At 44.3% G+C, this 21,805-nt stretch carries 16 protein-coding genes; 12 read left to right on the top strand and 4 right to left on the bottom strand.

The window, feature by feature from the left end:
- Positions 1 to 128: 128 nt before the first annotated feature.
- Positions 129 to 2,885: a [protein-PII] uridylyltransferase gene (glnD, locus tag B2863_RS12395; protein WP_296211139.1), complete on the top strand. Its 2,757-nt coding sequence runs from the start codon at positions 129 to 131 to the stop codon at positions 2,883 to 2,885.
- 81 nt (positions 2,886 to 2,966) lie between these two features.
- Here glnD and B2863_RS12400 read toward each other — a convergent pair whose 3' ends face one another.
- The gene (locus B2863_RS12400) at positions 2,967 to 3,638 is read right to left on the bottom strand and encodes a hypothetical protein (RefSeq protein ID WP_296211141.1); all 672 of its coding nucleotides are present in this window, start codon (positions 3,636 to 3,638) and stop codon (positions 2,967 to 2,969) included.
- Positions 3,639 to 3,899: 261 nt separating this feature from the next.
- Between B2863_RS12400 and dapC the strand changes: the two genes are divergently transcribed.
- The 8 genes from dapC (at position 3,900) to B2863_RS12440 (ending at position 13,002) form a co-directional block, all read left to right on the top strand.
- Positions 3,900 to 5,129 (top strand): succinyldiaminopimelate transaminase, encoded by a 1,230-nt coding sequence (dapC, locus tag B2863_RS12405; RefSeq protein ID WP_296211144.1) that lies wholly within the window; start codon positions 3,900 to 3,902, stop codon positions 5,127 to 5,129.
- Positions 5,130 to 5,282: 153 nt separating this feature from the next.
- A complete protein-coding gene (locus B2863_RS12410) occupies positions 5,283 to 7,250 on the top strand; it encodes a DUF294 nucleotidyltransferase-like domain-containing protein (protein WP_296211147.1) in 1,968 nt (655 codons plus the stop codon).
- Positions 7,251 to 7,332: 82 nt separating this feature from the next.
- Complete coding sequence (locus tag B2863_RS12415) at positions 7,333 to 7,938, top strand: 3'-5' exonuclease (protein WP_296211150.1); 606 nt, start codon at positions 7,333 to 7,335, stop codon at positions 7,936 to 7,938.
- A gap of 151 nt (positions 7,939 to 8,089) precedes the next feature.
- The gene (locus B2863_RS12420; protein ID WP_296211153.1) at positions 8,090 to 10,132 is read left to right on the top strand and encodes a D-alanyl-D-alanine carboxypeptidase/D-alanyl-D-alanine-endopeptidase; all 2,043 of its coding nucleotides are present in this window, start codon (positions 8,090 to 8,092) and stop codon (positions 10,130 to 10,132) included.
- Between the two features lie 64 nt (positions 10,133 to 10,196).
- Positions 10,197 to 10,682, top strand: coding sequence for an ABZJ_00895 family protein (locus B2863_RS12425; RefSeq protein ID WP_296211155.1), 486 nt, complete (start codon positions 10,197 to 10,199; stop codon positions 10,680 to 10,682).
- Positions 10,683 to 10,867: 185 nt separating this feature from the next.
- Positions 10,868 to 11,416, top strand: coding sequence for a DUF421 domain-containing protein (locus B2863_RS12430; protein WP_296211158.1), 549 nt, complete (start codon positions 10,868 to 10,870; stop codon positions 11,414 to 11,416).
- 85 nt (positions 11,417 to 11,501) lie between these two features.
- A complete protein-coding gene (rlmH, locus tag B2863_RS12435) occupies positions 11,502 to 11,990 on the top strand; it encodes a 23S rRNA (pseudouridine(1915)-N(3))-methyltransferase RlmH (protein ID WP_160023059.1) in 489 nt (162 codons plus the stop codon).
- Positions 11,991 to 12,111: 121 nt separating this feature from the next.
- Positions 12,112 to 13,002 (top strand): DODA-type extradiol aromatic ring-opening family dioxygenase, encoded by an 891-nt coding sequence (locus tag B2863_RS12440; RefSeq protein ID WP_296211169.1) that lies wholly within the window; start codon positions 12,112 to 12,114, stop codon positions 13,000 to 13,002.
- Positions 13,003 to 13,031: 29 nt separating this feature from the next.
- Here B2863_RS12440 and B2863_RS12445 read toward each other — a convergent pair whose 3' ends face one another.
- Complete coding sequence (locus B2863_RS12445) at positions 13,032 to 14,525, bottom strand: amidase (protein ID WP_296211172.1); 1,494 nt, start codon at positions 14,523 to 14,525, stop codon at positions 13,032 to 13,034.
- Positions 14,526 to 14,849: 324 nt separating this feature from the next.
- A complete protein-coding gene (locus B2863_RS12450; RefSeq protein ID WP_296211174.1) occupies positions 14,850 to 18,212 on the bottom strand; it encodes a DNA translocase FtsK in 3,363 nt (1,120 codons plus the stop codon).
- 547 nt (positions 18,213 to 18,759) lie between these two features.
- Between B2863_RS12450 and trxB the strand changes: the two genes are divergently transcribed.
- The 3 genes from trxB to B2863_RS12465 are packed head-to-tail and all read left to right on the top strand — an operon-like array spanning position 18,760 to position 21,053.
- A complete protein-coding gene (trxB, locus tag B2863_RS12455; protein WP_296211177.1) occupies positions 18,760 to 19,782 on the top strand; it encodes a thioredoxin-disulfide reductase in 1,023 nt (340 codons plus the stop codon).
- Positions 19,783 to 20,589: a leucyl/phenylalanyl-tRNA--protein transferase gene (gene aat / locus B2863_RS12460; RefSeq protein WP_296211180.1), complete on the top strand. Its 807-nt coding sequence runs from the start codon at positions 19,783 to 19,785 to the stop codon at positions 20,587 to 20,589.
- Positions 20,590 to 20,618: 29 nt separating this feature from the next.
- Positions 20,619 to 21,053 (top strand): MerR family transcriptional regulator, encoded by a 435-nt coding sequence (locus B2863_RS12465; RefSeq protein WP_057758493.1) that lies wholly within the window; start codon positions 20,619 to 20,621, stop codon positions 21,051 to 21,053.
- Between the two features lie 94 nt (positions 21,054 to 21,147).
- On the opposite strand, the gene rimI is transcribed toward B2863_RS12465, so the two are convergent.
- Positions 21,148 to 21,645 (bottom strand): ribosomal protein S18-alanine N-acetyltransferase, encoded by a 498-nt coding sequence (rimI, locus tag B2863_RS12470; protein ID WP_296211184.1) that lies wholly within the window; start codon positions 21,643 to 21,645, stop codon positions 21,148 to 21,150.
- Between the last annotated feature and the right edge of the window lie 160 nt (positions 21,646 to 21,805).

Consider the following 21,805-nt stretch of genomic DNA (forward strand, 5'->3'; position numbering starts at 1 on the left):
TCGATATATTTATCAGCACCTTTATTAATAGTTGCTATTCGTGACTTTTATTAGCCATCAGCACATTAGTTGCTCAATAGCGCTCAGCTCGAACGTTCTATTTCTAAACTCTTAACTGGATAACACTCATGTTTAATTGTGATATCGCCTCTGTTGATTTGACGCCTTTACCGATACTACCAAGTGAGGTGGCGACAGACTCATCCCCACTGTCAGCCAAAAATGTGACAGACAAGAATCTACTTGGCATTCCTGAATGGTTGGCCCAGATCAACGACGATATCAGCCGCTCACTAGAACGTGGCACCAATATTCGTCAGCTGGTTGCAGCACGTGCTTGCGCTATCGACAGCCTATTGATTGCGTTGTTTAAATGGTTTGAGTTGGATAAGACTGATTTGGCGTTTTTTGCGACTGGTGGCTACGGGCGCGGTGAGCTATCGCTTTATTCAGACATCGATATTTTGCTCCTGTCTCCTGGTGAAATAGGTACTGATGCCAGCAGTAAAATCGACAAACTAGTTGCTCTACTATGGGATATAGGACTAGAGCCCGCGCTCTCTGTACGTAGTGTTAATGACGCGCTAGAGGCCGCGCTTGATCATACGATTGCCAGTGCTCAGCTAGAGGCTCGACTCCTAATCGGTAACGAGGCATTGCAAGACATGCCTGCTCAAATCGTCAATAAACAATGGTCTCCGCGCGCATTCTTTGATGTAAAAATGGAAGAATCCAAAACGCGTTATTTGCAGCACAATGCCACCGAGTACAACCTTGAACCCAATATCAAAACAGCACCGGGCGGGCTACGTGATATCCATATCATCGGCTGGGTCACCAAGCGTTATTTTCGCGTGAGCAAGCTATATGATTTAGTGCAACAGAACTTTTTGACCGAAAAAGAGTTTGATGAGTTGAGCTTTGCCGAAGGGTATTTATGGCAAATTCGTCATTACTTACATGTACTGACGGGCCGTAATGAAAACAAGCTGTTGTTTGATTATCAGCGTGAGATTGCTCAGCTAATGGGCTACGAGACCCAGCCCGACGATCAGCCTAATGCTGCGGTCGAACGGTTTATGCGTGACTATTATCGCTGTGCGATGCAGATATCAACGCTATCTGAGATGCTGACCAATCACTATTATGAAACGATAATAGAGCCACAGCTGCCTGACGATGAACGTCCAAAAAAACAGCCTATAAATGCACGGTTCAACCGCATTGGTAACCATATTGCCATTGCGCATCATCGAGTGTTTGCACAGCACCCAGATTCTATCTTAGAGATGTTTTTATTGATGGGTCAGCACGGTATCGATAAAGTTCGTACCCATACCCTGCGCGCACTCAAAATTGCCGCACGAGGCATCGATCAGATATATAGAGACAACCCTACGCACAAAGCGTTGTTTTTATCGAATCTAAAAGAACAGAACTACTTATTCCATCGTCTACGTACCATGAATCGCTACGGGGTATTGGGTAACTATATTCCTGCTTTTGCGCAAGTCACTGGCCTCATGCAATATGACTTGTTCCATCGTTATACAGTAGATGCGCATACTTTATTTTTAATTAGAATCTTGCATCGATTTACAGATCCGACATTTCACGAAGAGTTTCCGCTGGTCAGCTCTATCTTTCAGCGTATCGAGCGTAAAGAGATTTTGGTATTGGCAGCGATGTTTCATGATATTGCTAAGGGCCGTGGCGGCGACCATAGTGAGCTTGGTCAAACAGAATCGATTGAGTTTTGTTTATCGCATGGTATGAGCTTGGCGGATGCGAACTTAGTAGGTTGGCTCACGCGCTATCACCTTCTTATGTCGATTACTGCACAGAAAAAAGATATCTCAGACCCTGAAGTGGTGACTATTTTCTCTGATCTCATCGGTAACGTGACTCATCTAAACCATCTGTATGTACTGACGGTGGCTGATATGAATGCGACTAACCCACAGCTATGGAACAGCTGGCGGGCGACCCTCATGAAACAGCTGTACTCACAAACTCGGCGCATCTTGCGCGCTGATATCGATGCGCCTACCAATCGTCAAGATATGATTAGTGCCACACGTAAGCAAGCGTTGACGATGCTAGATAATGTCAATAACCAACATATGAACCGCGATGAAGTATTGCGCCTGTGGGATGACTTGGGCGATGAGTATTTCTTGCGAGAGATTGCAGAAGATATCTTATGGCATACCGAAGCTATTTTGAATCACCCACCGATTGGATTGGCTTCTAATGCTGATAGTCCACCGTTGGTCGTTTTGCGTGAACATCGCGAATTGGCACTTGATGCGGTACAGGTATTTGTTTATACCCAAGATCAAATGAACCTATTTGCCGTTACTATGGCAGTATTTGATCAGATGAATCTTGATGTTTTAGATGCACGTATTATCACAGCGACCCGTGACTTTGCTTTGGATTCTTATGTATTGCTAGATCCTAGTGGCACATTGCTGGTCGATGAGGAGAGCCAACAAGAGCTAAAACAACGCTTAATTGACTCGTTCAAAGACCCTACCGTACTTAAACTGACGAACAAGCGTATGCCGCGTCAGTTAAAACACTTTGAAGTAAAAACGGTGATTAACTTCGAATTCAATGAAGCATCAGATCAGCACATCTTGAGCTTAGAAACGCTTGATCAGCCAGGGCTACTGGCGCGAGTTGGGCAAGTGTTTTTGCAAGAGCAAATCGAAGTACATGCTGCGCGTATTACTACTCTAGGTGAGCGTGCTGAGGATATGTTTTATATCAGTGATCAAAACGATAAGCCACTCTCACCTGATAGACTGGAAGCATTAAAGACAGCTCTGTTAGCCAGTCTTACCGTTCAGAAAGAGCATAATAGCGTAATATATTTTTGATACGGCTAGATAGTTTTGGTTAGCCATTATTTTGAATATTAACTAGCAAAAGTAGTCTGATAGTCATCATAGAAGTACGTTTTATAACGTACTTCTATAAGTTATCTCGCTGGCATGTTCGTTCAATTCATCGTCAGCAAGCTCTGGCGGCAAAACACCTACTTCATGTGGCTGCTGCTCCATGATTAATCGTCCAGCATCGACTTCTTTTTGTAGCAAACACTGCAAGCTTGCTAGGTGAAACTGTCCATCTAGATAATCATCTAAGGCTTCTAAAGAAATAGGCGATTTGGCATGTACATCAGGATATAGGCTATCTTCTGCCAAAATAATCATCTCGTTGAGCGCCTCTTCGCGCATCAGCTCGTCGTTGTCTATTTTGCGCTGAAGTTTGTTTTCCAACTGGCCTTTAGCAGCAAGTGCGCTGACAAAAAATATGGTCTGTATTACAAACAAAGAAACGTATTGCCATAGCGGTAATGAGATACCAAATATATTATTGAGCAGCATCAAGGCCATTGCCACTACCACGTAGCCGACCAATTGCCACAACAGCCACATAATTAGGCTGTTTTCACCATACCAAAACATTTTCTTTTCTTGACGCTCGATCAGTTGCTGGCGCGCTTGCCACCAGCTCTGTTCACGTTCTTTGAGCAGCTTATACAGGTTAGAACGCTGCAAACTGTTATCAAGTTTTTCATTATTGATATCTTTAGCGATGAGATCATCATTATTTAGCACACTAGACATATCAAACTATCCTTAAAACGATCTACCACTTTTGTGATGTAGTCATTTTTTATATTGTTATAGGTTATAGATTATGAAAGGTTCAAAAGACTTTTGAGCGACTACCTATTTGGTAGTCATACAATGAATAGCTTACGCTTGGTAAATGCCTATTCACGATATAAGAAGAAAAGGACAAAAAATTAGAGAAATGCTACACTGCTCTAATGTAAATTTTCTTTATAACTTTATTATTAATTGTCTATTATAGTTATCACACTTATGAATCACAACTTAAAGCATCTACATCCTTATCCATTCGCAAAGATGGCAACATTACTTGCCGATAGCAAGCCTGCCAACGGTTACAGTGAAATAAAGCTCGGTATTGGTGAGCCAAAACACGAGCCCCCTGCATTTGTGCTGGACGTCCTACGCGAAAACTTGGACAAAATAAGTCGTTATCCGACTACAAACGGTATGTTTGAGCTGCGCCAAACCATCGCCCACTGGTTAGAGAAGCGGTTTTTTCTAAATCATGTCGATGCCAATACTCAAGTATTGCCCGTGATGGGCACACGTGAAGCGATTTTTAGCTTCGTACAAGCGGTCGTTGATCATGATGTAGCTGACAAAGAGAGCCATTCTCTAGCGTCTAACACATCGCCTACGGTTGTCATGCCCAACCCGTTTTATCAGATATATGAAGGCGCAGCGATACTGGCACAGGCAACGCCTTATTTTGTCCCTTGTACATCAGATAATGACTACAAAGGTGACTATCGCGCGGTACCAAAAGACGTCTGGATGCGTACGCAGCTATTGTTTGTCTGTAGTCCAAACAATCCAACAGGTTCTGTCATGACAATGGATGATTGGGAATACCTTATTCGCCTGTCAGATCAGTACGGTTTTATTATTGCCAGTGACGAGTGTTATAGCGAGCTATATTTTGATACAGCACCGATTGGATTGCTCCAAGCCTGTGCTGCCCTTGGTCGCCGTGATTTCAAAAACTGTATCGTGTTCCACTCTCTATCCAAACGTTCAAACCTACCGGGTTTGCGCTCTGGATTTGTGGCTGGTGATGCCAAAATTTTGCAGGCTTATTTGCAATATCGTACTTACCAAGGTTGTGCGATGCCGATACCACATCAGCTCGCCTCTATCGCTGCGTGGCAAGACGAAAAACACGTTGCTCACAATCGCGCGCTATACCAAGAAAAGTTTGCCCTATGGATGTCTGAGCTTGGGGAATTGCTAGAGTTACGTATGCCTGATGCTGGGTTTTACTTTTGGGTCAAAGTGCCTGAGCAGTTCGATGGTGATGATGAAATCTTTGTCAAAGCGCTGTATGAGCAAGCCAATATCCATGCATTGGCAGGACGTTATTTGTCACGTGAAGTTGATGGTCATAATCCTGGACAAGGTTATGTGCGTATCGCTCTGGTCGCGAGTGTCGATGAGAGCCGAGAAGCAATCAGTCGTATCCGCCAATTATTAGGTGCTTAAAGCTAATTAGAAAAATCTAATGTAGCTGGAATAAATGTCGCAGTAGCAAAAAGCCTCCAATAACCACAATATAAATAGGGTTATTGGAGGCTTTTTGTTGTATTAATGCTATAGTAAAGTCTCTGCCGAAAATATGCCATCAAGGATGATGCCATGCCCCATCTTGATTTTAGCCAACCGCCCTTTGATGTATTGAGCTTAGCCGAGCGTCAAAGCATTAGAAAAAACACCCAGATACGCTACCTTGCCAAAAACGAAAGCTTGCCTGCAGAAGAACTGCAATGTCTGTATGTGGTCATCAAAGGGCAAATCGAGCAATCACTAGATGGTGAGTTTGTCGCGTCCTATGTAGGTAGCAATCACGCTGATGGTCTGAATAATAATGATTGGTTTGATAGTCGCCGCCTACCTGAGTCACTTACCAACGATAATCAGCTAGAGCCTGAAAGTACGTCTATACAGCCCTATCAATTCCGAGCCAATGAAGAGACGTTACTGCTCCAAGTCGCTGGTGATGCTATCGATAAAATCAGTGCACAAAATCATTTGGTACGCCAAATGCTATCAGACAAACTGCCTGAACGATTAAAAGCATTGCGCCAACGACGTCATAACAAAACGCTAGATCCTGCTAGCTATACCAACCAACAAGAAGTACAGCAAATTATGCTGCAGCCAGTGATAGATGTTCATCTATTACCAGTGCATATCGTCGATGCCAATGATAGCTTGTACGAAGCGGCCCGTATCATGACCAAAGCTGGATTGAAACATGTGCTGGTCAGACCGCTACATGGCTTAGATGGTTTGAATAACTTAGATGGCTCACAAACAGCGCAACATGAGACAAGATTACTCTTAGGAATTTTGACCGATACTGATATTTGTCGCGCTGTAAGCGATAAACAAGATCCTGCTACTACTCCTTGCCAGCGCTATGCAAATTTTAATCTCCGTACAATCAAAGCCAGTGATGAGATTGGCGATGCGCTGCTGACCATGACTCGCTATCGTATTCATAGACTGCCAGTCGTTGATAAGAGTGGTGATGTCGTCGGTGTGCTTGGGCAAAGTGATATGCTCGCTCATATTGGTCATCATTCGCAGCTGATTAGTATTCAAATCGAACAGGCACAAGACTTATCGAGCCTAGATACCGCTGTTGAGCTAATCGGTCGCTACATTCGGGCACAGCATCACAATGGTGTCAAAATCGGCAATATCAGTCGTATGGTACAGACGCTAAATGCGCAAGTATTTACCAAACTATGGCAGCTGATCGTACCTGATGAAGTGATGGCCAATACCTGCCTTATCGTTATGGGTTCAGAAGGGCGCGGTGAGCAAATCATGCGTACCGATCAGGACAATGCGCTCATCATTCGTGATGGCTATACGCATCCCGACCTAGCACAGTTCACTGATACTTTTAATAGCCATTTAGCAACGCTTGGCTACCCACTGTGTGATGGCAATATTATGATGACCAATCCTATGTGGCGACAACCGCTCGAGCAATTCACTGCGCAAATTGGCCTATGGTTTAGAAATTCAAATCCAATGCATGGTATTTACTTGTCTGCGATACTAGATGCTGAATACGTCTGCGGCGATGAGTCACTGCTGACTCAAGTACGTCAGCATTTAAAGCTTGCTCATAGCCAGGCAGATCCTATGTTTGTCAGGCAATTTGCCCGGGCAGCGCTACAGTTTGGCGATGTTAATCAATGGTGGCAAAAATTTGTACCTTTACTAGGTGGCAAATCAGCATCGTCCGATATCGACCTAAAAAAAGCCGGTATCTTTCCCTTAGTTCATGGTATCCGCACTTTAGCATTAGAAAACAATGTGCTCGATGTGCCTAGTACCAAGGCGCGTTTAAAGGGCTTGGTACAGATTAATGCTATGACTCAAGAACGCGCCGATACTTTGCTTGAAGCCTTAGAGTTTTTTATGGCGCAGCGCTTGTCCGTGGCACTCTCAACCGACGATAAGCATGCACGGCAAGTAGATCCAACGACTTTGACCGCACTTGAACGTGATCTACTCAAAGAGTGTCTGGGCGTGGTCAAAAGCTTTAAAAATCAGTTGCGTCAACACTATCAATTAGAAATCGCATAAATGTGGCAGTTTTAATACAGAGGCTCCATGGATAGAGAAAGTTTATAAATACAAAAACAATATAGATGGATGAACGACTAATATGAGCTGGTTACAGCAGTTATCTTGCGCTTGGCAAAAGACGCAATTGCAGCGTCCAGAGCTTGCCTCAATGTTTACGACACCTTCGGCTGAGCAGTGGGTGGCGATTGACTGCGAAATGACAGGACTGAACCCCAAGAAGCATCATCTGCTGTCTGTAGCAGCGATACATATTAATGGTAATACCATCGACACAGGTAATGGCATGCATTTGGTTTGCAGACCTCCTGTCATGCCAGACCGCGACACTATTGTCATTCATGGCCTACGTACCGCCGATGTTGAACATGGCATGAGTTACGATGACATGTTGGCAATGCTGCTACCATTCATAAACAATCGACCAATCGTTGGATTCTGCACACAGCTAGACATGGCTTTTTTAAATCCATTGGTCAAACGCTATATGGGAACCTCGCTACCAAACGAAGTCATAGATTTGCGTCATCTGTACAGTCGGCGTATCAGTGGTCACACACAAGGGCTTTCTGGACAAGCCCAACATCTGAATCGCATCCTAGCCCATTACAACATTCCTGAACTGGGCGCGCATGATGCTTATAACGATGCTGTTATGACGGCGATGGCTTTTTTGCATGTGCGTTAGCAGCAAATCATACTCTTAGTTCAATCGATAGTTAGAGTTAGTTATATAAATAAGGGCGGCGTTATTGCTAAAATTGTGCTTCTGACGTCGTGTGCGAAAACAGCAACTCATGTTACCATAGGCTGTTTTTGCCACCTGATGAAAGATGCTCATGCGATACCCTTCTAAACGCCGTCATTACTCTACTGCTGCAACCAAAACCACCACGCTTTGTCGTCATTTGCGACCGTTGAACCAACCTAGTAAACGTCTATCTAGGTTAGCGTTATTGGCAGCAGTTATAGTCGCACCGATACATGTACAAGCAGCATTGCCAGCAGCCATTCAAAAAGCCTTGGCGCGTGCCGACCTGACAGAAGCGGATATCAGCATCGTTATTACACCTGTGGGTGACAAAACTGCCAGTCGTCTGCCGACTCCTATTCAAGTCATTGATAGTAATGAATCTGACAGCCAATCTGCATCTACTATAGTATCTGAACACCCAGTTATAAACGCCTCTACGGATATAATTAGCAGCGACCCGAGCCATCAGAGCGCGTTAATGACCATAGAGCAGCGCACCATTGAAAAGCACGAGCAAAAAATACATGCTTATACCGATGACCCTTATACTTATCAGAGCGTAGAGAGCATTCCAACGGTTATCCCTGATGAATCTCAGCATACGCTTACTCAGAATGCCAAAGCCCAAAGCAACGCTAGCACCGATAAAAACGCTATAAAAATCTCATTTTCGCCTTTGCTAAATCATCAGTCCGATATCCCTCGCACGCCTGCCAGCACCATGAAGCTCGTGCCCAGTTTTATCGCGTTAGACACGTTAGGGGCGGATTTTGTGTGGCATACGCGGGTGTATCATACTGGCCTTGTCATCGGTGACCGTCTATATGGTGACTTGATTATTCAAGGAAGTGGCGACCCAAAAATGACTCACGAGCGCTTAAAACAGTTACTGTATAAAGTGCAAGCATCAGGTATTCGTCATATCGATGGTGACATCATCATTGACAGCGCAGTTTTTAATAATGTTAGTAAAGATCCTGCCGCCTTTGATAACTCACCTCTACGCCCTTATAACGCCAGCCCAGATGGGTTTTTGGTCAACTTTAGCACCATTGGCATCAAAACTTACCCTCAAGATAACGGCCAAGCAAGCGTGACCTATAAGCCGCAGTTAGCAGACTATCAGCTACCTGCTAAAATCAATACTCGTGCAGCCAGTTGTGGGCAAGCAAGCTATAGCCTAGCGCCGCAGTGGCAAAACACGCAGCTTGTGTTAAATGCCAGTCTCCCAGAGAGCTGCGGTGAGCATGTCTTTTACGTAGCATATCCCAATGCCAAAGAGTTTGCCGCACACGTCATCGCTGCCAAATGGCAAGCATTAGGGAATACTTTGAGTGGACAGGTAATCTCACAAGAAACACCTTACGATATGACCAAGACGACAAAACGAGCGCACGGACTTACGGCTATCGCGATGTCGCCTCTACCTATGGTCAGCTATCCGTCGTTGAATTTAACCGAGCAGATTCATGACATTAACCACTTCTCAAACAATGTCATGGCTGAGCAAATGGCGTTATCTATAGGCGCTTATGATAAAGAAAGGCTGACTCAAACAATACCTGCTAGCATAACTGCGACTAGTCCAAGCAGTCATGAAGTCAAAGCTAATAATGAGGTGGATAGTAAAGTAGTAGCCGATAAATCTAATGGTAAAAAGGCTGATAGCTTATATCAATTTGGCAAACCTGCTACGACAGACTATCCAGCAGCCTTACAAACCATCAATCAATGGTGGCAAACCAACCTCAGTACGCCGCCGCCACATTTGACCAATGGCTCAGGGCTTTGCCGCGAGTGTACTATCACCGCAGCCAACCTAAGCGAGCTACTGACTTATGCTTACAGTCGACCAAATTTTGATGCCTATGTCGATTCGTTAGGTGTCGCTGGGGTTAGTGGCACTATTGCCGCCCATAGCGATCGCTTGCCTGAATCTGTAGCTACTGGTCGTGCATGGATAAAAACTGGCACGTTAAATAACGTCACCTCAATGGCAGGTTACGTCAAAGGGCTGTCAGGACAGGATTACGTTGTCGTCGGTATAATTAATACTGATCAAGCATTAAATCCTTATGCAGCGCGACCTATATTAGATGCCATGCTCGACTGGACAGCACAGCGCTGACACTTAACGCTTTAAGTCGATTTATTATCAATACTCTATTTTTTACCTTTATAAAGGTTAGCTTATGTCACGCCAGACAACCAGTCTCAACAAACCTCAAACACTTGTACAAGTGCAGCCTAAACTTGCTCGATATGTCGGTTTTTTTGCAATTGGATACACGCTCGCCAGTACCATATTTATGATAATACAGACCAAGCTTGCGCTCAATCCACAACTGGTCATGGTAGTTTCTATTATCGTGGGTGCTTACATCGCTGTCAGTAAATTTATCAAACATCAGAAGCGAGCATTAGCGAGAGATGAGATTAATAAATTGATGTTAGGTGGGGTTGTGACTGTCTGGATGCTGACTGTCATTTATTTTTCAGCCATCTGGTTTTGGCTGTTTGATACGATAAGCCGTGAGGTACTGTTTGAGATGGCGATGCAGCGTCCACTGCCCCTGCTTTCATCACTAATGCTAATGCTGGTTCTCACTCTAGTCAGTGCGCGAATCAGTCTATGGTCTATCAATAGATTATTAGACCCTATACGCAAATCAACGTAAGTACAAACCATCATCTACAAGGTGCTACAAAGTTTTCCCCTGCTAATGCGTAAAATCCGTTAGGCTAAGTTTAGGGCGTGTCATTATTTTAAGAATAGTACTAAAAATGAGACAAAGTAAGACGCGCCCTAGTAAGTAGTATTTTAGCGATGACTTGTTTTACCTTTATAATAGGAGCGAACATTATGGACATGATCTTTTTTGACAACATAGACAAGCTTGGTCGTATTGTTTTGACGACTGTTATGGTCTACGTGTTGATCGTGACAGTCACCAAAATCTCTGGCAAACGCTCAACATCGCAGCTCAATAACTTCGATTGGATCGTGACGGTCATGATCGGCTCGTTAGGTGCCAGTACAATTCTGCTCAAAGACATTCCCTTTGTTGAAGGGGTGTCGTCTATTTTAGTGCTGTACCTACTGCAATTTGTGGTGACCAAATATGCGTCTGTTTCACCGCAATTTAGTAACTTTATTTTATCAGAGCCGCGTATCGTTTTTTATCAGGGGCAGTTTTTGCCAGACGCCATGCGCGATGAGCGTTTGACGCGTCAAGAAATTGAGTGTGCCATGCGTTCTGAAGGGATTAATAGTTTTGATGATGTCGAAGCCATTGTCTTTGAGTCTGATGCCAAGTTGACTGTCATTCCAAAGCCAAGCCAAAGTAATAAGAGCGACGATGATCAAAACACGAATAGCAACGTATCAGAGACAATTAACCCTCTGATGTAAATTGCAGACAATGAAGAATGAACGATACAACTATTAAGAACACGCCCTAGTAAGCTTGAATTCAATTATCGAGATGGTAAGTATTATGAAAGTAAGGATTTTGACCGTTGGCAATAAAATGCCTAGCTGGGTACAGACGGGTTTTGACGAATATTACAAACGCATTCAACCAATGCTAAGCACAGAAATTGTCGAGATTGCGGCAGCCAAACGGGCAAAAAACCCTTCAGATGCCAATTTGGCACAGTACCGTGAGCAAGAAGGTCAGGCCATATTAGCCGCTCATAATGCATCAAGCCGAGAGCAATTGTGGGTACTAGATGTCAAAGGCAAGATGATTTCGACCGAAGGACTGGCTGATAAACTCGCAGATGGCATGCAGCAAGGCGATGATATTGCCTTGGTCATCGGCGGTGCAGACGGCGTCTCGCCAGAAGTATTGGCAAAGGCCGATGCAAAATTATCACTGTCAGCACTAACATTGCCTCATCCGCTAGTACGCGTCGTACTCATGGAACAATTGTATCGCGCGATGAGTATCAATAATAATCACCCTTATCACCGTGGTAATTAAACAAAATACTAGGGTGTGTCCTCATTTTAAAAATGGAAACATGCCCTAAGCTATTTCTTTGATTTAAAACATTGACCCTAAAGTAGATTGAAAAACTGGCGCACGCCCTAATAAATGCAACATGAAATATCCAAAACGTGCGACACCTAACGCCTCTAAGCCCACTCATCCACGTGATGACCATCATAGTGTGCAGACGCCTATCACAGCGGCTGCCGCATGGGAAAATACGTCTGATGTAGCGACAAATACATCTAAGCTACCAGCGCTCTTTATCTCGCATGGCGCGCCTACGCTCGCGATTGAGCAGTCTGCGACGACCAGTGCACTGGCACGTATTGGTCAAAACCTACCTAAGCCACGTGCCATCGTCATTATGTCAGCGCATTGGCAGTCAGCAAAGCTTGAGATTAGTAGTAATCCACAGCCAAAGACGTGGCATGATTTTTCAGGATTTTCGCCTGAACTTTACGATATTCAGTATCCTGCTACAGGCCAACCAGCGCTGGCTGAGACACTTGCTCAGCAGCTGACCGCACGTGGCATTACTTGTAGTGTCAATCCAGTACGTGCCTGTGATCATGGTGTGTGGGCGCCGCTTAGACACCTGTACCCAGAAGCCGATGTACCTATCGTACAGATATCACTACCACAGCATTATGACAGTATTGCCTGCTATCAATTAGGCGCACAGTTAGCACATCTACGCGATGAGCAAATTCTTGTCATTGGCTCAGGTAACATTACGCATAATTTGCAAGCATTGCGCTGGGAAGCTGACAGCATCGATCAAGCAGCCAAAACGTTTAAGCAATGGTTGTTGCAGCAGCTCAAAATAGACATTCCCACGGCACTCGATTGGCAGCAATACCCAGACTACAAGGACATCCATCCAAGTGATGAGCACTTGCTACCGTTGTTTTTTGCACTAGGTACTGGTCAGCGCGTCTCTGTCGTTCATCAAAGTATGGCCCATCATAGTTTGGGTATGGATATTTATCGCTTTGATTGAGTGTGAGCAATCCAAACTATAGCTTAACCCTACTTCTCAAAAGCATGTTTGGTAAATAAACCTGCGCGCTCCATCTCGCCCGCCACGCTGAATAATGTCGCTTCATCATTCATGCGCCCGATTAACTGCATACCAATAGGTAGGCCTTTTTTGCTCATACCAACGGGTACTGACATCGCGGGTAATCCTGTAACATTACCCAATAACGTAAAGCCCATTTTACCTAATACAGGTGCACTGAGCTTTTCAATCATACCTGAGCTAAAGGCATATCTACCCATATTGAAGCCCTTGTTAAGCACCTCGGCGCTACGCATCATCATCTCATCCATACGACTGGGCGGTAGTACACCATGCTTTACCGCAGGCGTGGGCACAGTCGGGCACAAAATCATATCGTAGTCTTCTAGCAATAGACCCGTCTGATACTGGCTATGATGCCAGCCATGTTTGGCATGTGCCAAATCAACCGCTGATAGCGAACGCCCAAGCAGTGCCATATTGTAGGTTTGTGGCTCTAGGTTTTTGACGTGATCAGCACCAAACTCACGCTCGATATTATCAATCGTAAAAGCCGTATGCGCGCAGACCACAACGATAAAGTCATGCCAAAACTGCTCGATATTGATGTTTGGCTCAGCTGGTACTACTTCATGACCCATAGACTCTAATTGCTTAGCCGTTTGCTCAAGTACCGTTAATACCTCTTTGTCTACTGTCGTATTGGCTATCAAAGGCTGCTGATGCAAAGCGATTTTTAGCTTTCGCGGTGCACGCATTGCTGCTTGCAGAAAGGTGCCGTTTGGCGGAGCTATAACATAAGGGGCACCAATCTCTGCTCCACTAATGGCATCTAGCATCGCTGCACTATCGCGCACTGAGCGCGTAATCACATGGTCAGCCACGGCACCCTCCCAGCCTTCACCAAGATTAGGGCCCATTGGGTTACGTCCACGGCTTGGCTTTAACCCAAACGTACCGCACCAAGCAGATGGAAAACGTATCGAGCCGCCACCATCACCGCCGCCTGCCATCGGTACAATACCGCTCGCAACTGCTGCTGCACTACCTCCTGACGAGCCGCCAGAACTGTAGCCTTTCTTAAAAGGATTGTGAGTAGCGCCATGCGCTTTTGGCTCAGTGGTGATAATCAAACCAAACTCAGGAGTATTCGTCTTGCCAAAGGTATTAACACCTGTCGCCTTCATCCGTTTGACGATTTCGCTGTCTTTTTCTGAGATGATATTGACGCTGCGACTGCCCATCGTAATAGGTTCGTCGGCGAAGCTGAATGATAAATCTTTTAGCAAATACGGCACGCCAGTAAATACACCTGAAGGCAAACCTGCCTGCGCAGCATTATAAGCACGCTCGTCAAAACGATGCACAATGGCATTTAATTTAGGATTGATTTGATTGGCTTGATGGACAGCAGCGTCTAGCAACTCTTTCGCGCTGACCTCTCCTGAATTGACCAATGCCGCTAAGGCGAGCCCATCATACTGAGTATATTCTTTAAACATAACTAACCTTCCTTGGAGAGTAATTTTATTAAGACTATGTAGCACTCATATTTTCTAAAATTAATGACTATTTTTTCATCAACTCTTGTCAGTTTAGTATAAAAAACTGTGCCTGATATTTGATAAACGGACTCGTTAGTCATCTGGTCGATTTCGCGAATTAATGAGCTAGTATGCGAATCTACTCTACACTCCCTAGAGCGTATTGAACAATAAGAGCTTACTTCTAAACCCACAATTTATGAAAGTATTATTAAGTTTCTTCCATAAAAAAACGAGCCATTCTCATGACTCGCTTTTTCGTTATCAACTTAAGGATTAATCCTACATCAATAGTTCACGTTTGCCACTTTTGCCCATCGAGCTAACCAATCCAGCTTCCTCCATAGAGTCGACAATACGCGCGGCACGGTTATAGCCGATGCTGAATTTACGCTGAATGCTTGAGGCAGAAACTTTACGTGTTTCCATAATAAAAGCCACGGCATCATTATATAAATCATCATCTTCACCAGAGGCATTGGCTGTACTACCACCGCTTGGGCTAGACAATTCAAAATTGCCTGCCATATTATCAATATAATCAGGGGCACCGCGCTCACGCCACGCATCACAGACACGGTTAACTTCTTCGTCACTGACGTAAGCACCATGTACACGGTCCGGCTCGATTTGTCCTGGCCCTAAGAACAACATATCGCCATTACCTAGCATGTCCTCAGCACCGCCACTATCCAAAATCGTACGTGAATCGACTTTTGAGTTGACTCGTAGTGCCGCACGCACCGGGATGTTGGCTTTAATCAGACCTGTAATGACATCGACTGACGGACGCTGAGTCGCTAGCATTAAGTGAATACCCGCAGCACGCGATTTCTGCGCCAAACGTGTGATGAGCTCTTCGGCTTGTTTACCGACCTGCATAATCATATCGGCAAACTCATCCGCGACAATGACAATCATGGGTAAGGTTTTTAACTTGGGTGCTTGGCTAATACTGACGCTATCATTTGGACGCCATAGAGGATCGAGCATAGGATTGCCTGATTTCTCCGCTGCGATGACCTTCTTATTAAACTCATTGAGCTTACGAACCTTTAGCAAGCTCATCAACTGATAGCGACGTTCCATCTCCGCCACACACCATGACAAGCTACTGGCCGCTTCCGTCATATCGGTGACTACTGGCGTTAACAAATGCGGAATATCATTGTAATTGGCAAGTTCAAGCTGCTTTGGATCAATCAAGATAAGACGCAGCTCATTGGGCGTATATTTAAGTAGCATCGATAATAGCATCGAGTTGACCAATACTGACTTACCAGAGCCTGTGGTACCAGCGACCAGCATATGCGGCGCACGCGCAAGGTCGGTAATGATTGGGTTACCACCGATGTCTTTACCCATCGCCATGCTAATCTGCGCTTTCGGGTCTTTGAACGTTTCGGTATTGAGCAGTTCAATCAAGCGTACCATTTCACGTTTCTTGTTCGGCACTTCGATACCGATGTACGGTTTACCCGGAATCACTTCAACCACACGCAAAGAAGCCATCGATAATGAACGTGCTAAATCACGCGAAATACCGGTTACTTTACTAGCCTTCACCCCAGCAGCCAGCTCTACTTCAAAACGGGTGACGACAGGCCCTGGAATAGCATTAACCACAGAGGCTTTTACATTAAATTCTTGTAGTTTAATTTCTAACAACTCAGATAACTTTTCAAGCTCAGCCACAGTATAGCTAGGCTTGCGGTCAGGATCCGGCTTATCCAATATAGAGACTTCTGGAATAGGCGTTAGACTGCTGCGATAAGCTGCCGTTTGCATCGAGCGTGATTTTTGACTGAAGGCTGCGTCATCACTAATATGCGGCATGACCGGTACATTGGTGTCGTCATCACTGTCATCCTCTGGCATCATATCAGTGATATGGTTGCTGCTATCGCCCTCTGGGACAGCAAAACTAACAGATGGTTGCACGGGCGCTTTCAGATCAAGCTGTACATTTGGGACTGGGCTATTCGCCTCCACCGTTGGCGATGCTTTTGGATTGGCAGGAGGCGTATTGGTTGGTGTCATATCTGAAACGTCTGACAATGCAGGCTCAGTCTCTACTGTTATCGGAGCAACTTCAGACTCAGAGACTACTGCTGTCTTTTCAGTATGGGGCAAATCTACAGGCGTATCAAACGGCTGATTGGCTGAATCCTGTGCAAAGATAATAGGCTCTTCTACGATAGGTTCTGGAGTCTTCTCTGGTACTACTGGCTCAGCTGCTACAGTTTCCTGAACAGGCTTAGAGTCTTCAGACGTTTCTACGATAGACTCTGTAGGTTCTGATATATCAGCATGCTCTGCCAACCATGCTTCTGCCAACTTATCTACTTCCGCAGTCTCATGTGTCGTAGAGATTTTAGGCTCAGCAGATTCAATGACTGGCTGACTGGCTAAATTACTACTCACTGACTCATCAACTGATGACTGAGCTAATGATTCTTTATCATGTATATCTGGTTGAGCAACTGCTTCCGTCACTATAGTTGCTGTAGTGGCAGGTACTGCTTTCTCTAACGATGCTGTGGTACTAGTACCCGTTTGGGAATAGTTGGGTACAGGCATAGCCGAGCTGTCCATGCCACTAGCACTGTAAGCCATTTGCTCACTTGCAAGTAAGTCATCGACCGTATTGGCATCATTCCACGCAAAGCTTGGCTCAACTTTGCGAGCAATAGGTGCAGTCAAGTTTGAAACTAATGGCTGTACTGTATTGTTGACCGTATTGTCAGTAGAGTTATTAATCGAGCCTGTATTGGTATCTGCCTGCTCACCTTTTGAGCTATTAGGTGTCGCCGCTGCTTTTGCCGCGATGACAGAGGCTTTGACACTATCTGCCAACCCTGATGTTGCCAAAAAGTCTGACAAGACACTACCGAAACGTCCGCTACTACTGACGTCTTGAGTACCGCTAGTATTTTCCGCAGACTGTAACTCAAGTGGCAGTTGCTCATGCTCTACTTTTTTATCTACCGACTCATCTAAGTTTTGGCTATCATCTTGTGATGTACTGCTCGGTTCAGTAGCGTTGATAGCATCCTGACTTTTTACACCTGAACCAAGCCATGACAGCGCACGAACCTTTTGATATATCGTCATCCAATGGATATTAAAGGCAAACGTAGCGGTAATCACAACAAATACTGCTAAGAAAATCACACTCCCCCACTGCGATAGCAGCTGTGCCAAACGTGCCTGTAACTCTAGCCCGATGATACCACCAGCGACGCCTTCGAGGCCGATTGCATCAGGGTTTGTGACTTGCTGAACTAAAGAGACCAATTGTGCAAATAATGCGCTAGCACTTAATAGCAAAAACACATAAGCGACCAATCGCATGAGCCAAAACGTTGGCTTGTTTTCCCACCAAATCAAGATAGATTCATAAACCACAAATGCCAAAAACCACCAAGCACCAAACCCAAAAAAGCTATAAAGCAAATCGGACAACCATGCGCCTGCCTCGCCGCCCATGTTATTAATCGTGGTCATATCACTACTGATGTGCGACCAGCTAGGATCGTTGCCTGTATAAGTCATCAAAATGACAAACAGATAAACGGCCAGTATTAACCCAAGGAGGGTAAACATTCCCTTTTTTAAATACTCAATAAGCGGTGCTAATATCACGTAAGATCTGCCTTGTTATTAATACTAAATGGTCGCCAATGCATGACTAAGCCTAATCATGCTGACATAAAGTGTTGACATAAATGTACCGAGCGAAGTGTTTGTTTGGCATGTGCCGGTTGTAGAGCCTTGAAACAACCGTTATCGCTTGGCTCCTACTACACTTGGCATAACTTCTTATAATAACAAATACATAGGTGCAGTGGCGACAGTCTTCTCAAGAAAGCGTGTAAGAAAGTAAATCAGTAGACACTTTGCGTAAGAAAACAGCTGGTTAGCGAAACACGAGTGGCAAAATATGGCTAGCTGTATTGTCTAAATTCTATAAACTAGTCTCTATCTTTGCACTTATGTTCCAAAGTTATTTATTCTTTAATTCTAATGATACCTGTGTTTGTTTTAGCAAACTTGCACTTTGTGCGCTGTGCCCTTATGTTATTATCACACAGCAATTAGAAGAAGCATATTCGTAGTCATTTTTGATATTCGTCTTTTATTATATTTATAACTTACATTTTTAATTCGTATATTTAGCAAGGAACAACTCATGGCAACTGACACTACTGCTCCACGTCACGAAAAGCTCATTATTTTAGGCTCAGGCCCTGCTGGCTACTCTGCCGCAGTCTATGCAGCACGCGCTAACCTTAAGCCAGTTATGGTCACTGGTATGGAAGTCGGTGGACAATTAACCACCACTACTGAAGTCGACAACTGGCCTGGCGATGCGCATGATTTGACAGGTCCTGCATTGATGGAACGGATGAAAGCGCACGCTGAACGTTTCGGCACTGAGCTGGTCTATGATCATATCAACGAAGTAAACCTAAACGAGCGTCCTTTTCAATTGACAGGTAACAATGGTAGCTATACTTGTGATGCGCTCATTATCTCAACTGGTGCCTCTGCACAGTACTTAGGACTAGAATCAGAAACCAAGTTCAGAGGGCTTGGTGTATCAGCCTGTGCTACTTGTGATGGTTTCTTTTATAAGAACCAAAAAGTTGCGGTAATTGGTGGTGGTAATACAGCGGTTGAAGAAGCTTTATACTTGTCTAATATTGCGTCTGAAGTGACCTTAGTGCATCGCCGTGACAGCTTACGCTCTGAAAAAATCTTGCAAGACAAGCTATTTGAAAAAGCTAAGAATGGTAATGTCAAAATCGAATGGAACCACCAAGTAAAAGAAGTGGTCGGTGATGACATGGGCGTCAATGGTGTCGTTATTGAATCAATGATTGATGGTAGTACCAAACAACTAGACACAATGGGTATGTTTGTCGCTATTGGTCATAAGCCAAACACTGACTTGTTCAAAGATCAATTGGATATGAAAGATGGCTACCTGATCGTTAATAGCGGCCTGAATGGTAATGCCACTCAGACCAGTATTGAAGGTGTGTTTGCCGCAGGTGACGTAGCAGATCACGTCTACCGTCAAGCCATCACTTCTGCTGGTACAGGCTGTATGGCTGCGCTAGATGCTGAAAAGTACTTGGATGCACTGGGCGAAACCGTCGCTCGTGATCACACTTACGATTCAACACTAACTGCAGATAAAGAAGCCTAAATGGGCAACTTTACTCAACAGAACAATAAACACATTACGCCTGAGACTTTAAAAAGTCTTGGGCGTTATGACTTTCCTGATCCCATTTCTATCGATCCTGATGGTATTGGCATCGTCGCTATGGGCGGTGACCTAGCACCTGAAACGCTGATATCAGCCTATGCTCAGGGGCTATTTCCTTGGTTTAACGAAGATGAGCCTATTGCTTGGTGGTGTCCCGAGCCGCGTTGTGTGATTGTTCCCTCTGCCTATCAACCGAGTAAGTCTCTACGTAAGCAAGCAAATCGCGAACGTTGGCAAGTGACGCTTAATCAAGCTTTTGACGATGTCATACATGCCTGTAGCTTACCGCGCAGTGATGGCCTTAATGACAATCATCCCGAAGGCGAGCATACTTGGATTCATGATGAGATGATCGAAGCTTATACTAAATTGCATGCACAAGGCTTTGCTCATAGCATTGAAGTTTGGGACGAAGCAGGTCAACTGATTGGCGGATTATATGGGTTAAAAATAAACGGCATCTATTTTGGTGAATCAATGTTTCACCGAGCCTCTAATGCGTCAAAGCTAGCGTTTTGGGGTCTAATGCGCCTGTGTGAGCAAAGTGATGTCGCACTCGTCGACTGTCAGCTACCGAATGATCATTTGATGAGCTTAGGTGCGACTACCTTACCGCGTGCTGACTTTCTAACTCAGTTAGACAACTTGATAGGCAGCCAGTCTGTGCCATGGCAAAAGCACTCTCATAAACCGTTAGCCGTATCGCTACTGGATAGCGAATCGCCGTGGCAACTAGAGTTATGATTATCATAGCGAAAAAATAAGAGGTTATTATGGCACTTGATACATCGTTTCTATTGATTGGAGAGCTAGCAGCAAAGGCCAATACGACCAAAGATACGGTTCGCCATTACGAGCAATTAGGCCTGCTAAAATCTCGCAAGCGTCAGGCAGGCTCACGTTTATATACCGAATTTCATCCAGAGTGTATCGAACGCATAGAGCTGATCAAAAGTGCGCAAGCTATTGGCTTCACCCTTACTGAAATCAAAAACAGCTTAAATGATTATTATGATGGTCACTTGGATATTGATTCGCAGCTTTTACTCACTCAGCAAAAATTAGAACAAGTTAAAAAACAACAAGCTAATATCAGTATAATGGTTGAGCTACTGAGCGAACGCTTGGATATTTTAGGTCGAATGAAAGCAGATAGTGATTATCAGCTTGATGTGGAAGTCTGTAAAAAGAAAATTCCTTTGCAATAAAGCTTAAATCTTAGTTAATTCTGCTTTTGTATCATAGCTGTTGTAGCTACTTTTATTATCGCCGCTTACTTTTTATTAAGCTTTACTCATTTCATTAAATATAAGTATGCTTCATGACTAACGCATCGACTACTGGTTTATGTGGCATTTTATAATAACCTTTACGCTTATGAATAATATTGAATGCCTGTTGCTCGTATAACGCTATCGCCGCTGTATTATCGGCACGTACTTCTAACAAAAGACTTTCGACCTGATTAAGCTGTAACAGCTCATGCAATTTATTCAGTACCTGTGAAGCAATGCCTTTGCGTTGATACTTTGGATCAGTTCCGATACGCAACACCTCTGCTTGCTCAAAAGTCATTTGATATAAGCAATAGCCAACAACTATTTCACGATGAGAGACACTCTCTTCTTTGGCTTGATCGTAAGCAATCAGCAGACGAATACTGTCTTGTTCAAGCAATTCAGTCAATGCTCTCTGATTCCAAGCATCATCTGGTTGCACCATGGTTTCTATATTGGCAACAGTTTGAATGACATTTTCAAGTTCTACTGCATTCGTTGGTAATACTTCTATCGCAAACATGATGTTCCTTTTACGCTTATTGTTAGGCTGTTTTTATTATTATATTACGCTTAGATGATATATGTAGAGCTTGCCATACATTCATGTAGACCCGTAATTATACAATCAATATTTCTCAATAAAAAAAGGCCACCCTAAATAGGATGGCCTTTTTTATGAC

Source organism: Psychrobacter sp. UBA3480 (assembly GCF_002377945.1).
GTDB lineage: Bacteria > Pseudomonadota > Gammaproteobacteria > Pseudomonadales > Moraxellaceae > Psychrobacter.

Coding starts and splice junctions, on each gene's coding strand:
- glnD (WP_296211139.1), top strand. CDS start 129: ATGTTTAATTGTGATATCGCCTCTGTTGATTTGACGCCTTTACCGATA.
- B2863_RS12400 (WP_296211141.1), bottom strand. CDS start 3,638: ATGTCTAGTGTGCTAAATAATGATGATCTCATCGCTAAAGATATCAAT.
- dapC (WP_296211144.1), top strand. CDS start 3,900: ATGAATCACAACTTAAAGCATCTACATCCTTATCCATTCGCAAAGATG.
- B2863_RS12410 (WP_296211147.1), top strand. CDS start 5,283: ATGCCCCATCTTGATTTTAGCCAACCGCCCTTTGATGTATTGAGCTTA.
- B2863_RS12415 (WP_296211150.1), top strand. CDS start 7,333: ATGAGCTGGTTACAGCAGTTATCTTGCGCTTGGCAAAAGACGCAATTG.
- B2863_RS12420 (WP_296211153.1), top strand. CDS start 8,090: ATGCGATACCCTTCTAAACGCCGTCATTACTCTACTGCTGCAACCAAA.
- B2863_RS12425 (WP_296211155.1), top strand. CDS start 10,197: ATGTCACGCCAGACAACCAGTCTCAACAAACCTCAAACACTTGTACAA.
- B2863_RS12430 (WP_296211158.1), top strand. CDS start 10,868: ATGGACATGATCTTTTTTGACAACATAGACAAGCTTGGTCGTATTGTT.
- rlmH (WP_160023059.1), top strand. CDS start 11,502: ATGAAAGTAAGGATTTTGACCGTTGGCAATAAAATGCCTAGCTGGGTA.
- B2863_RS12440 (WP_296211169.1), top strand. CDS start 12,112: ATGAAATATCCAAAACGTGCGACACCTAACGCCTCTAAGCCCACTCAT.
- B2863_RS12445 (WP_296211172.1), bottom strand. CDS start 14,525: ATGTTTAAAGAATATACTCAGTATGATGGGCTCGCCTTAGCGGCATTG.
- trxB (WP_296211177.1), top strand. CDS start 18,760: ATGGCAACTGACACTACTGCTCCACGTCACGAAAAGCTCATTATTTTA.
- aat (WP_296211180.1), top strand. CDS start 19,783: ATGGGCAACTTTACTCAACAGAACAATAAACACATTACGCCTGAGACT.
- B2863_RS12465 (WP_057758493.1), top strand. CDS start 20,619: ATGGCACTTGATACATCGTTTCTATTGATTGGAGAGCTAGCAGCAAAG.
- rimI (WP_296211184.1), bottom strand. CDS start 21,645: ATGTTTGCGATAGAAGTATTACCAACGAATGCAGTAGAACTTGAAAAT.